Origin of the sequence: Agrobacterium sp. NPDC089420, from assembly GCF_044900305.1 — a bacterium.
In the GTDB taxonomy this organism is placed as follows: Bacteria; Pseudomonadota; Alphaproteobacteria; order Rhizobiales; family Rhizobiaceae; genus Agrobacterium.
In genome coordinates this window covers 339,377-351,774 of sequence record NZ_JBJDMY010000003.1, presented here as the reverse complement: position 1 = coordinate 351,774, position 12,398 = coordinate 339,377, and the positions used below count along the sequence as shown (strand labels likewise).

The 12,398-nt window shown below is 61.1% G+C and carries 11 protein-coding genes; 7 read left to right on the top strand and 4 right to left on the bottom strand.

What is annotated here, in order from left to right; genetic code table 11:
• Nucleotides 1-2: 2 nt before the first annotated feature.
• Nucleotides 3-581, bottom strand: a complete 579-nt coding sequence (locus tag ACI2KA_RS06325; protein ID WP_404500257.1) for a GbsR/MarR family transcriptional regulator — start codon at nt 579-581, stop codon at nt 3-5.
• Nucleotides 582-858: 277 nt separating this feature from the next.
• Nucleotides 859-1,890 (bottom strand): L-idonate 5-dehydrogenase, encoded by a 1,032-nt coding sequence (locus ACI2KA_RS06320; protein WP_404500255.1) that lies wholly within the window; start codon nt 1,888-1,890, stop codon nt 859-861.
• Nucleotides 1,891-2,110: 220 nt separating this feature from the next.
• On the opposite strand from ACI2KA_RS06320, the gene ACI2KA_RS06315 reads away from it, so the two are divergent.
• The 3 genes from ACI2KA_RS06315 to ACI2KA_RS06305 all read left to right on the top strand — a co-directional run bounded on the left by ACI2KA_RS06315 (nt 2,111) and on the right by ACI2KA_RS06305 (nt 5,099).
• Nucleotides 2,111-2,866: an SDR family oxidoreductase gene (locus ACI2KA_RS06315; protein WP_110759189.1), complete on the top strand. Its 756-nt coding sequence runs from the start codon at nt 2,111-2,113 to the stop codon at nt 2,864-2,866.
• 87 nt (nt 2,867-2,953) lie between these two features.
• Entirely contained in the window at nt 2,954-3,847 is an 894-nt protein-coding gene (locus tag ACI2KA_RS06310; protein ID WP_404500439.1) for an NAD(P)-dependent oxidoreductase, read from the top strand.
• A gap of 268 nt (nt 3,848-4,115) precedes the next feature.
• On the top strand, nt 4,116-5,099 hold the full coding sequence (locus ACI2KA_RS06305) for an aldose 1-epimerase (protein WP_404500253.1): 984 nt from the start codon (nt 4,116-4,118) through the stop codon (nt 5,097-5,099).
• Here the strand turns inward: ACI2KA_RS06305 and ACI2KA_RS06300 are convergent, their stop codons facing one another.
• Nucleotides 5,100-5,579, bottom strand: coding sequence for an Lrp/AsnC family transcriptional regulator (locus ACI2KA_RS06300; RefSeq protein ID WP_404500251.1), 480 nt, complete (start codon nt 5,577-5,579; stop codon nt 5,100-5,102). It lies immediately after the preceding gene.
• A gap of 167 nt (nt 5,580-5,746) precedes the next feature.
• Here ACI2KA_RS06300 and ACI2KA_RS06295 point away from each other — a divergent pair, with 167 nt between their 5' ends.
• Together ACI2KA_RS06295 and ACI2KA_RS06290 are read left to right on the top strand one after the other, a co-directional pair.
• Nucleotides 5,747-6,460 (top strand): aspartate/glutamate racemase family protein, encoded by a 714-nt coding sequence (locus tag ACI2KA_RS06295; protein WP_404500249.1) that lies wholly within the window; start codon nt 5,747-5,749, stop codon nt 6,458-6,460.
• On the top strand, nt 6,461-7,231 hold the full coding sequence (locus ACI2KA_RS06290) for a class II glutamine amidotransferase (RefSeq protein WP_404500247.1): 771 nt from the start codon (nt 6,461-6,463) through the stop codon (nt 7,229-7,231). It begins immediately after the preceding gene.
• A 111-nt stretch (nt 7,232-7,342) separates the two neighbouring features.
• Here ACI2KA_RS06290 and ACI2KA_RS06285 read toward each other — a convergent pair whose 3' ends face one another.
• On the bottom strand, nt 7,343-7,690 hold the full coding sequence (locus ACI2KA_RS06285) for a hypothetical protein (protein WP_404500245.1): 348 nt from the start codon (nt 7,688-7,690) through the stop codon (nt 7,343-7,345).
• Between the two features lie 36 nt (nt 7,691-7,726).
• Between ACI2KA_RS06285 and ACI2KA_RS06280 the strand changes: the two genes are divergently transcribed.
• Together ACI2KA_RS06280 and glgB are read left to right on the top strand one after the other, a co-directional pair.
• A complete protein-coding gene (locus tag ACI2KA_RS06280; protein ID WP_404500243.1) occupies nt 7,727-10,189 on the top strand; it encodes a glycogen/starch/alpha-glucan phosphorylase in 2,463 nt (820 codons plus the stop codon).
• Complete coding sequence (gene glgB / locus ACI2KA_RS06275; RefSeq protein ID WP_404500241.1) at nt 10,189-12,396, top strand: 1,4-alpha-glucan branching protein GlgB; 2,208 nt, start codon at nt 10,189-10,191, stop codon at nt 12,394-12,396. Before ACI2KA_RS06280 ends, glgB begins: the two co-directional genes overlap by 1 nt.
• The last annotated feature ends 2 nt before the right edge of the window (nt 12,397-12,398 follow it).

Sequence of the window (12,398 nt, the reverse complement as noted above, 5' to 3'; positions counted from 1 at the left end):
CCTCACCCGTCCTTCTTCGCGCCGCGCGGCCTGGCGAGGGAGACGATCTTATCCTTGGCCTCCAGAAGCTTCGTGACCTTCGAGCCGAGCGCCAGAAGCGAGGCCAGCCGTTCCGTCTCCAGCCGCTTCACATCGTCATACCAGCCGGTGAGCTGCTCGATCAGCGTCTTCATCTCATCGATGCGCTTTTGCGCGTGCCGCTCGTCCTCGTTTTCCGGAGCCTCCATCAGAATTTCCCGAAGCACGCTGAGCGTCGGGTCGATCTCGCGCTTCTTTCGCTCCTCGGCAAGAGTGCGGAGAATTTGCCAGACATCCTCCGGCGTGGTGAAGAAATCGCGCCTGTCGCCGGGAAAGTGCTTGAGAATTGCAAGGTTCCAGGCCTGAAGCTCCTTCAGGCTCATCGACACGTTGGAACGGGAAATGCCGAGCGCCTCTACAATATCGTCCGCGCAGAGCGGCTGCGGCGAAATATAAAGCAAAGCATAGACTTGGCCGACGGTGCGGTTGATTCCCCAGCGGCTGCCCATTTCGCCAAAATGCAGCACGAAGGACTGGACGAGGGGGGAGAGAGCGGTCGACATTTCTTTGCTTCCTGAATTTTCAGTAATTTCTGAAATTTCGATAACGCAAAAAACCAAAAGCGGCAAATCACCTTTTTGACCTGCGTCAAAATGTGCAGCGCGACGGGAAAACGTCAGCGGGGGGAAGGCCGGGCGTAAACGGGAGCCTGGCGCGGATCATCGATGATACCGATAACATCGACATCTGCCGGCGGGGGCGGAAATCTCCCAGTGAAAACCCGCGACGGAACCATCCGCCGCGGGTCGAAGCACCGCACGCCACTATGCGGAAAAGCGCTCAGGAAAAAGCGATCTGGACCTTCATGGCGCGGCTGCGGTCCGAGGCGAATTCGAAGGCGGCGATGGCGTCGGCAAGGTCGACGGTCTGGGTGATGAAGGGCTTGACGTCGATCAGGCCCTTGCGCATCAGCTCGACACCGGTGGCGAATTCCTCGTGGAAGCGGAAGGAGCCGCGCAGGTCCAGTTCCTTGGCGGTGATCGCCATCATCGGCAGGCTCATGTCGCCCCCCAATCCGAGCTGGACGATGATGCCGCGCGGCCGCAGCGCGGCAATGCCGCCGGCAAGCGCCACGGCGGCACCCGAGCATTCATAGAGAACGTCGAAAGTACCCTTGTTGGCGCCGTAAGCGGCAAGCGCATCGGGCTCGTCCTTGCTGTTGATGACACGGTCCGCACCCGCTTCGCGCGCCTTGGCAAGCGTGAAGTCCGACAGATCTGTCGCAACGATTTCAGCCGCCCCCGCCCGGCGGGCGGCGAGGATGGACAGGATGCCGATGGGGCCGCAGCCGGTGACAAGCACGCGCTTTCCCAGCAGATCCCCGGCGCGGCGGGTGGCATGCAGCGTCACCGCCAGCGGTTCCGCCATGGCCGCCTCACCGGCGCTGAGCCCGTCGGCCGGCACGCATTGCAACGCATCCGCCACCAGAACCTCACGGAAAGCACCCTGAATATGCGGGAAAGGCATGGCGCTGCCATAAAAGCGCATGTTGAGGCACTGGTTGTGCAGGCCTTCCTGGCAGAATCGGCAGCTCCGGCACGGGCGCGACGGCGACACCGCCACCAGGCCGCCGACCTTCAGCCCTTCCACGCCTTCGCCCAATTCCTCGATGACGGCGGAGACCTCATGGCCCAGCACCATGGGTTCACGAAGCCGCACGGCCCCGAAACCGCCATGGTTGTAGTAGTGGAGATCGCTGCCGCAAATCCCGCCCCGGGCCAGACGAAGCCGCACTTCTCCCGGCCCCGGCTTTTCCTCCGGCCGCTCCTCGATGCGCACATCCTTTGCCCCATGGGCGACAATCGCTCTCATAAACAACTCCCGTTCAACCGCGCACCACTGTGGTGCGCCAAAATTTCCGCATCCAGATCGTGCCCGCAAGGCGCATATTTCCCCGCCCTGCGGCCGCCCTGCGCGCCGGCTCCGTACCGAAACCGGGCGTTTAAGCCTTGACATCCACGTCTGAAAGGGATGAATGTTATCGATAACATAAACCTGTACGAATGCAAATGTCGAGAGACTGGAGGAAACAGTGGGCCTTAATTTGTTCGATCTTTCCGGCCGCCGCGCCCTGATCACGGGTTCGTCCCAGGGCATCGGCTTCGCGCTGGCGCAAGGGCTGGCGGAAGCCGGCGCGGAAGTGGTGCTGAACGGGCGCGACGAAGCCAAGCTGAAGGCGGCCGCCGCCGGCATCAAGGGCGCAAAAACGCTCGCCTTCGACGCCACCGACCACGGTGCGGTGCGTGAGGCGATCGACCGTTTCGAAGCCGAGGTCGGCCCCATCGATATTCTGGTCAACAATGCCGGCATGCAGCATCGTACGCCGCTCGAGGATTTCCCGGCCGATGCCTTCGAACGCCTTTTGCAGACCAACATCGCCTCGGTGTTCCACGCCGGACAGGCCGCGGCGCGCCACATGATTTCCCGCGGACGCGGCAAGATCATCAACATCGCCAGCGTTCAGACCGCCCTTGCCCGCCCCGGCATCGCGCCCTACACCGCCACCAAGGGCGCCGTCGGCAATCTGACAAAGGGCATGGCGACGGACTGGGCTAAATACGGCCTGCAATGCAACGCCATCGCGCCCGGCTATTTCGACACGCCGCTGAACGCGGCCCTCGTCGCAGACGAGACCTTTTCGGCATGGCTTGAAAAGCGCACCCCGGCCGGCCGCTGGGGCAAGGTCGAAGAACTTGTCGGCGCGTGCATCTTCCTGTCGTCCGACGCCTCCTCCTTCGTCAACGGCCATATTCTTTATGTCGACGGCGGCATCACCGCCTCGCTCTAAAAACCGCCATTCCGGACGGCAGGCCGCGGCCGCCATCCGGAATGAACCGATGCCACCACGATAGTCTGGGAGGAGGCCGTGAACACCATGACCGAGAAGAACAAAGTCGCGCTCATCGGCGCGGGCGCCATGGGCGGCGCGATCGGCACCCGGCTCGTCGAAACCGGCAATCAGCTGACGGTTTTCGATCTGGATGCGGAAAAGGTGGCGGCGCTGACCAGCCGCGGCGCGCAAAGCGCCGGCACGGCGGCGGAAGCAGCGTCTGTCTCCGACGTCGTGATCCTCAGCCTCAATTCGCCGAAGATCGTCCGTATCGCCGTCTTCGGCAAGGATGGCGTCGCGGCCGGGGCAAAGCCCGGCACGCTGATCATCGACATGTCCTCCATCGACCCGGAAGCGACCAGGGAACTGGCGGCCGATGCCGCCGAAAAGGGTCTGCGCTGGGTGGACAGCCCCCTTTCAGGCGGTGCGCCCAAGGCGCTCATCGGGCAATTGACGCTGATGGCGGGCGGCAGCGAAAAGGATGTGGCCGATGCCCATCGCGTGCTGCAACACGTGGCCAGCAACTACACCCATATGGGACCCTGCGGCGCCGGGCAGACGACCAAGCTGATCAACCAGGTTCTCTGCGGCCTGAATTTCCTGGCGGTTGCGGAGGCAACGCAGCTGGCGCTCGACGCCGGCGTCGATGCGGACAAAATCCCGCAGGCGCTGAAGGGCGGCCGGGCCGATAGCGCCATCCTGCAGGAATATATGCCGCGTTATGTCGCAAAGGATTACCGCCGCACCGGCCGTATCGACAATATGGTCAAGGACCTGAACGGCGCGCAGGATCTGGCCCGGCGCACCAACACCGCCATGCCGCTGACGGCGGTTTGCGCCGAGGTGCACCGCATGCTGACGGCGGCGGGGCTGGGCGGCGAGGATCAGGCCGCGCTGATGGAATTTTTCAGCGGCGCAAAACGCACCTTCCCGGACTGATTGCCGCCGCGGGCGCGAGCATTTCCGATAAAAGGGCGTCGCGGTCTTACCTCGGGAAAATGCGGAGAACGAAAGGCGGGAGCACGTCCGGCGATTCCGTTTGGACCGCAGGTGCTTAAACGGTGAAACATCGAAATGGCGGCGGCCCTGTTGATACAGGCCGTCATCGCCATTGCGCAATCGTCCCGCAGCGAAGATGATCGGGCGAATCGGCGCGGCCATTGCCCCCGATGACCGCAGATGCATGCATGCAAAGGACGATGTCCCGATGACCACCTCCGCGACAGGCACGGGGATTGCCGCTATTGCCGTTTCCGGCGAGGGCTTCAGTGCCGAGATCGCTTATGAGGGCGCAACGCTTCTGAGTTGGCGGCCAAAGCCCGCCGATGGCGGCGAAGGCGAAAATCTCGTCGACGGTTATTTGACGGCCGCGGAACTGCAATCACAGAACGGCGTCAGAAACGGCATTCTCGCGCCCTTCACCAACCGCATTCCGGATGGCCGATATGGCTTCGGCGGGGAGATGCACCACATCGAACCCGTGCTTGCCCATGAGACCCTCGTCTTCCACGGATTTGCCAGAGCCCTGCCCTTCGCGCTTGTGCAATCTTCCGAGGAGCCCGGCGCACATATCCTCATTTTCCGGGCGGAAATATCGCCGGCCGATTTCAGGGGTTATCCCTACCGGCTTGCCATCGAGGTGGAATATCGTTTTGCCGGTCACGAGGTCGCCCTCGACATACGCGGCATCAATCGCGGCGACCGGCCGCTGCCTTTCGCCGCCGGCTGGCATCCCTATTTCCGGCTGCCCGGCACGAGGTCCATCGACGATCTCCTTCTGACGCTGCCCTCGCGGACGGCGATTGCAACGGACGGGAACCTCATTCCCCTGCGGGACCCGCAGGCGGACATCGTCAAACGGGAGGATAGCCGTTTTCTCCATGCGCCGCTGGCCGGCCATGTGCTCGACGTCTGCTTTACCGATCTGGTCGCATCCGAAAACGGGCTTTACGAGACGAGGCTGGAGAACCGGCACGACGGTTCGAGCCTCACGGTCTGGCAGGAGCGCGGGCACATGCATGTCTTCACCGGCGACACGCTGGCCCGCGGCAGGCGGCACTCCATCGCGCTCGAACCGGTGGAAATGCCCACCAATGCCTTCAACCATCGGGAACTCGCGGATGCGATCACCCTGCAGCCGGGCGAGACGCGAAGCTTCCGCTTCGGCGTGCGTTTAGAGGACGCGCGCTGATCAAGGTTCGATGAGCCCTCGGATATGCGTCGTCGGCAGCGAGGACGACAGCTTCACCGTCTCCATGGAGATATAGGCCGACATGTCGTAAAGCTGGACGCGGCGCAGGATCTGTTTGTAGATCGTGTCGTAATATTCGACATTCGGCAGCACGAGTTTCAGAATATAATCGAAATTGCCGGTCAGCCGGTGAACCTCGACGATTTCCGGTATCGTGCTGACGGCGGCATGGAACTGGTCCAGCCAGTCCTCCGCATGCAGGCCGGTTCTCACCAGCAGGAAAACCGTGGTTGGCAGGTTGATCTTCCGCCGGTCGAGCAACGCCATCGTGCCCGTCACATAACCTTCCGCCCGCAGCCGCGTGATACGCCGCGAACAGGCGGACAAAGACAGCGAAACCTGCTGCGCGATGTCAGTGAGTGGCGTTTCGGCATTTTCCTGGAGAATCGCAAGGATTCGGCGGTCACGGTCATCAATCATCCCTTAAGAATGCATCGGTTTACGCGATGGCGCAAGAAATTTGCGGTATTCTCCAATAAGGCGCGTTAGATTTGCATTATTGCTGCGCAATCCTCTAAAAAACGCATGCCGTTTTCATGCCCGTGATGGCATTCTTGTCTTCAATCAAACTTGATAAGGGAACTCTTATGAAACGCATCGGCCTGATCGGCGGCATGAGCTGGGAATCCACCGCCACCTATTACCGCATGATCAACGAGGCCGTGCGCGACAGCCGCGGCGGGCTGGTCTCGGCCGATATCGTCATGCATTCGCTCGATTTTTCCGAAGTCGTCGCCCTGCAGAAGGCTGATCGCTGGGATGAGGCCGGTGCGCTTCTGGGTGCCGCCGGTGCGCGCCTTGCCAATGCGGGCGCCGATTGCGTGCTGATCTGCACCAACACCATGCATCTCGTCGCTGACCAAGTGGCGACAATGTCGGGTGTGGCGCTGATCGACATCATCGACGAAACCGCCGCCGCCCTGAAGGCGGACGGACGCCGCAAGCCGCTGCTGCTCGCCACCCGCTACACCATGGAACATGGCTTTTATACCGACCGCATGCGCCGCCACGGTGTCGAGGTGGCCGTGCCGGATGCGGAAGACCGGGCAGCGATCCACGACATCATCTTCGGTGAACTGTGCCAGGGCGAGATCAAGTCCTGCTCGCGCGAGCGTTATCTTGCGGTCATCGAGAAGGCCCGCGCCCTCGGCGTCGATTCCGTCATTCTCGGCTGCACCGAAATTTCCCTGCTGATCGATCCCGACGCCCTGCCCCTGCCGGGATACGATTCGACCGCCATTCACGCGAAGGCCGCCGTCGGCTTCGCGCTCGGAAACAAGGCATTAGACAGAGCCGCATGAATGTGCCGCCTCTTCGCCTATTCTGGTAAACCGGTCTGGCTCGACAGCCTGCTGATCGAGCCGGAAGCGTCACTGGTCAGCCAGTCCATGGCTGCAAGGGAAGCAAAAACCGTCGTCAATGGCGATGGCTGCGGCCTTGGCTGGTATGGAGAGCGGGGAACACCCGGCGTTTTTCGCGATACCAGGCCCGCCTGGTCCGATGCCAATCTGGCGGCGCTTTGCCATCACCTCCGCTCGGGCATGTTCATGGCCCATGTCCGCTCCGCCACATCTGGCGAGGTTTCCCGCGCCAATTGCCACCCCTTTTCCCATCGGCACTATCTGTTCATGCATAACGGCCAGATCGGCGGTTACGAGCAGATCAGGCGCGATATCGATTCCCTCATTCCCGACGAGATTTATGCATCCCGGCGCGGCACCGGCGACAGCGAGGCGATCTTCCTCATCGCCGCCGGCCTCGGCCTCGATACCGATCCGGTGCGCGCCATTTCCACCGCGCTCCGCCTCTGTCAGGAAAAAATGATCGCAGCGGGGGTCTCCTCCGCGCTGCGGTTCAGCGCCGTATTGATGGATGGCGATTGCGTACACGCCTTCCGCTGGTCGAGCGACGACAAGCCGCCGACGCTCTACTGGCGCGGGCTGGACGATGGCATTGCTTTGAGTTCGGAACCTTTTTCCTTCGATTGCACCCCCTGGTGCGCCGTTCCGCCGAATACCAGCGTGACGATCCGCGCCGGGAAAATGACGACGCAGCCTTTTTTCCTGTCGTAAACATCCGCTGTCACCGCCGCATCTTCCCGTTTTCAGGTCGCCGCCGCCCGCGGGCGCCGCAGCCGCCGCGGCGCCCCGTTTATTTTCATTGAATTTTCGCAGCCGCGAAGGCTAGTGTGTGATCCACGGCATCGGATCGAAAATATCCACGATCTTTGTTTCGATGCGGAAAACAGAATATTGGAGCGAAACAGATTTCAGGACCGGTGAACCATTTAAAAGTGTTGCAGCCCCTTTCCCTTTTTTGAACGATGCCCGCCATCGCAACGACCATGCAGACCCGTTCCGGAACGACGCATAAAGGGCCGGCAATGCCTTCGGCGATCCTTGGAACGCGGAAGAAAAAGTCTTATTTTTCATAAACCTACGCTCTTCAACTTTCCGGAAAAATTGCTGTTGCCACGCCTCCATATCGATGCATAAACTGGCATCAGCAAAGGCAACACGGATCGACCTCATCAGACCCTCTCCTCCCACCAAGGTGCTGACCGACCAATGATCAATAATCTCAACGCCGCCGATCTTCCCCGCCCCGCCCCGCGCAGTTCCAACCCGGAAATCATGGCGTCGGAAATCATCGAACGCCTCACCTACCGCATCGGCAAGGACGTCAAGGTTGCAAAACCGCACGACTGGCTGACCGCAACCATCCTCGTCGTGCGTGACCGCATCATCGACAAGTGGATGGAATCCACCCGCAAGGCCTATCAGAACAATTCCAAGCGCGTTTATTACCTGTCGCTGGAATTCCTGATCGGCCGCCTGATGCGCGACGCCATCTCCAATATCGGCCTGATGCATGAAATCCGCGATGCTTTGTCCTCGCTCGGCGTCGATCTCGACGTCATCGCCGGGCTGGAGCCGGATGCCGCACTCGGCAATGGCGGCCTTGGCCGTCTCGCCGCCTGCTTCATGGAATCCATGGCGACCGTCGATATTCCCGCCTATGGCTACGGCATCCGTTACGTGCACGGCCTCTTCCGCCAGCAGATGGCGGACGGATGGCAGGTGGAACTGCCGGAAACCTGGCTGGCGCACGGCAACCCCTGGGAATTCGAGCGTCGCGAAAGCTCCTATGAAATCGGCTTCGGCGGATCGGTGGAAACGATTGGCGGTTACGAAGATCCGCAGCGTTTCGTCTGGAAACCGGCCGAACGCGTCATCGCCATGGCCTACGACACGCCGGTCGTCGGCTGGCGCGGCACCCGCGTCAACACGCTGCGGCTATGGTCGGCGCAGCCGATCGACCCCATTCTTCTGGCCGCCTTCAACGCCGGCGACCATATCGGCGCATTGCGCGAAAGCAACAAGGCGGAAAGCCTGACGCGCGTTCTATACCCCGCGGACGCGACGCCGGCCGGCCAGGAACTGCGCCTCAGACAGGAGTTCTTCTTCTCCTCCGCCTCGCTGCAGGACATTCTGCGCCGCCACCTACAGCAATATCCCGATTTCACCTCGCTGCCGGACAAGGTCTCGATCCAGCTCAACGACACACATCCGGCCATTTCCATCGCCGAAATGATGCGTCTTCTGTGCGATGTGCACGGGCTGGAATTCGAGGAAGCCTGGAAGATCACCCAGGGCACATTCTCCTACACCAACCACACGCTGCTGCCCGAGGCGCTGGAAAGCTGGCCGGTGCCGCTGCTCGAGCGTCTTCTGCCGAGGCATATGCAGATTGTCTACGCCATCAACGCCAATACGCTGGTCTATGCCCGCAAGGAAAAGAAGATGGCGGATCAGCAGATCCGCTCCATCTCGCTGATCGACGAAGGCGGCGAGCGGCGCGTGCGCATGGGCAATCTCGCTTTCATCGGTTCGCATTCCATCAACGGCGTCTCGGCACTTCATACCGACCTGATGAAGGAAACGGTCTTTGCCGACCTGCACAGCCTCTATCCCGAGCGCATCAACAACAAGACCAACGGCATCACCCCGCGGCGCTGGCTGATGCAGTGCAATCCCGGCCTGACAGGGTTGGTGCGCGAGGCAATCGGCGACGATTTCCTCGACGATGCGGAAAAGCTGACAGCGCTCGACCGTTTCGCCGACGACGCCGGTTTCCGCGAAAAATTCGCCGAGGTGAAGCGTCTGAACAAGGTGCGGCTGGCCAATACGGTGGCGCAGCGCATGGGCATCCGCGTCGATCCCTCGGCCATGTTCGACATCCAGATCAAGCGTATTCACGAATATAAGCGCCAGCTTCTGAACCTCGTGGAAACGGTCGCGCTTTACGACCAGATCCGTTCCCACCCGGAACTGGATTGGGTGCCGCGCGTTAAGTTCTTCGCAGGCAAGGCAGCGCCGAGTTATCACAACGCGAAGCTGATCATCAAGCTTGCCAACGATATTGCCCGGGTCATCAACAACGATCCGGCCGTGCGCGGGCTTCTGAAAGTGGTTTTTGTTCCGAACTATAATGTCTCGCTCGCGGAAATCATGGTTCCCGCCGCCGATCTTTCGGAACAGATTTCGACCGCCGGCATGGAAGCTTCCGGCACCGGCAACATGAAATTCGCGCTCAACGGCGCGCTGACCATCGGCACGCTCGATGGCGCCAATGTCGAAATGCTCGAACATGTCGGCGCTGAAAACATCGTCATCTTCGGCATGACGGCGGATGAAGTGGCCAAGGCGCGTGCCGAAGGCCACAATCCCCGCGCGATCATCGAAGGATCGGCCGAGCTGTCGCAGGCGCTGTCTTCCATCGCCTCCGGCGTCTTCTCGCCGGATGACCGCTCCCGTTTTTCGGGCCTGATCGACGGTATTTACAACAGCGATTGGTTCATGGTCGCCGCCGATTTCGACGCCTATGCCAATGCACAGCGCGAAGTGGACGCGATCTGGAGCCATCCGGATAGCTGGTATGCCAAGACAGTGCGCAACACGGCGCGTATGGGCTGGTTCTCATCCGACCGGACGATCCGCCAATATGCCACCGAGATCTGGAGAGCCTGATGAAAAAACCGCTCAATTCGGCCGAAGAGAAAAAGACTGGCGAGATCACGAAGGCTGAAATCGAGGCGATCAAGAGCGGTTTGCATTCCAATCCCTTTGCCCTTCTCGGCGTTCACGAAACGCCGGAAGGGTTTTCCGCGCGCTGTTTCATTCCCGGCGCCGAGGAGGTCTCCGTCCTGACGCTGGACGGAAATTTCGTGGGTGAATTGAAGCGGCTGGACCCCGACGGTTTTTTCGAAGGCGCGATAGATCTTTCAAAGCGCCAGCCGGTGCGTTACCGCGCGGCGCGCGATGATGCCGAATGGGCGGTGACCGACCCCTATAGCTTCGGCCCGGTTCTCGGCCCGATGGACGATTATTTCGTCCGCGAAGGATCGCATCTCAGGCTCTTCGACAGGATGGGTGCGCATCCCCTCAAGCTCGAAGGCGTCGAGGGTTTCCACTTCGCCGTCTGGGCGCCCAACGCCCGGCGTGTTTCCGTCGTCGGCGATTTCAACAATTGGGATGGCCGCCGGCATGTCATGCGGTTCCGCAAGGATACCGGCATCTGGGAAATCTTCGCGCCTGACGTCTATGCCGGCTGCGCTTATAAATTCGAAATCCTCGGTGCGAACGGCGAGCTTCTGCCGCTGAAGGCCGATCCCTATGCCCGCCGCGCCGAGTTGCGGCCGAAGAACGCTTCCGTTACCGCGCCGGAACTGACGCAGAAATGGGAAGACCAGGCCCACCGCGAACATTGGGCACAGGTGGACCAGCGTCGCCAGCCGATCAGCATTTACGAGGTGCATGCCGGTTCCTGGCAGCGCCGCGAGGACGGCACCTTCCTCAGCTGGGATGAACTGGCCGCCCAGCTCATTCCCTATTGTACCGACATGGGCTTCACCCATATCGAGTTCCTGCCGATCACCGAACATCCCTATGATCCCTCCTGGGGTTACCAGACGACCGGCCTTTACGCCCCGAGCGCCCGTTTCGGCGATCCGGAGGGCTTTGCCCGTTTTGTCAACGGCGCCCACAAGGTCGGCATCGGCGTTTTGCTGGACTGGGTTCCGGCGCATTTCCCCACTGACGAACACGGGCTGCGCTGGTTCGACGGCACCGCGCTTTACGAACATGCCGATCCGCGCCAGGGTTTTCATCCCGACTGGAACACGGCCATCTACAATTTCGGCCGCATCGAGGTGATGTCCTATCTCATCAACAATGCGCTTTATTGGGCCGAGAAGTTCCATCTCGACGGCCTGCGCGTCGATGCGGTCGCCTCGATGCTCTATCTCGATTATTCCCGCAAGGAAGGCGAGTGGATTCCCAACGAATATGGCGGGCGCGAAAATCTCGAATCCGTCCGTTTCCTGCAGAAGATGAATTCCCTCGTCTACGGCACCCATCCGGGCGTCATGACGATTGCCGAGGAATCCACCTCCTGGCCGAAAGTATCGCAGCCGGTCCATGAAGGCGGCCTCGGTTTCGGTTTCAAATGGAACATGGGTTTCATGCACGACACGCTGAGTTATTTCTCGCGCGAGCCGGTGCACAGGAAGTTCCACCATCAGGAGCTGACCTTCGGCCTGCTTTACGCCTTCAGCGAAAATTTCGTGCTGCCGCTCTCCCATGACGAGGTGGTGCACGGCAAGGGATCGCTGATCGCCAAGATGGCCGGCGACGACTGGCAGAAATTCGCCAATCTGCGCTCCTATTACGCCTTCATGTGGGGGTATCCCGGCAAGAAGCTGCTGTTCATGGGCCAGGAATTCGCGCAATGGAGCGAATGGAGCGAAAAGGGCGCGCTCGACTGGAACCTGCGACAATATCCGATGCATGAGGGCATGCGCCGCCTCGTGCGCGATCTCAACCTCACCTATCGCTCAAAACCCGCTTTGCACGCCCGTGACTGCGAACCCGAAGGTTTCCGCTGGCTGGTGGTCGATGACCACGACAACTCCGTCTTCGCCTGGCTGCGCATGGCGCCGGGTGAAAAACCGGTGGCGGTCATCTGCAACCTCACCCCGGTTTACAGGGAAAATTATTATGTGCCGCTTCCGCTTGCGGGGCGGTGGAGGGAGATTCTCAACACCGATGCCGAAATTTACGGCGGCAGCGGCAAGGGAAATGGCGGACGCGTTCAGGCAGTCGATGCCGGCGGCGATATCGGGGCGATGCTCGTCCTGCCACCGCTTGCCACGATCATGCTCGAACCGGAAAACTGACA